The organism is Pseudomonas sp. Choline-02u-1 (genome assembly GCF_002836515.1).
In the GTDB taxonomy this organism is placed as follows: Bacteria; Pseudomonadota; Gammaproteobacteria; order Pseudomonadales; family Pseudomonadaceae; genus Aquipseudomonas.
The window spans coordinates 1-313 of record NZ_PJBC01000048.1 but is presented as its reverse complement, the minus strand read 5'-3'; the positions used below and the strand labels follow the sequence as shown (position 1 = coordinate 313).

Genomic DNA, 313 nt, shown 5'->3' with positions numbered 1-313 from the left:
TTCGGGATAGATCGAGCCGGTCTTGAATTCGTAGGCGTTGCCTTGAATGCCATGCTCTTCCAGCACCATGCCGATGATCTTCGGCACGCTGAGGTTCTGGAAGATGCGCTGGTTGATGCGGTGCGCCAGATACGCCAGTTGTGGGCGCAGCGTCACCGAATAACGGGTCAGACGCTTGCCGGAATCGCCTTGCGCGGCGCGGTAGATCTGGCCATGGATGCCGCCGCCGTCAGGCGACAGCTGCAAAAAGGCCGGTTTGTGCAGCAGGGTTTCGAGGTCCAGCGACGGCTGCTCACTGACCAGCTCCACCTCG

The 313-nt window shown here is 61.0% G+C and carries 1 protein-coding gene; it reads right to left on the bottom strand.

Features of this window, described 5'->3' with window-relative positions; all coding sequences use genetic code 11:
• The coding region (locus CXF97_RS14040; protein WP_256589825.1) for a contractile injection system protein, VgrG/Pvc8 family at positions 1–313 on the bottom strand (313 nt) is incomplete at both ends.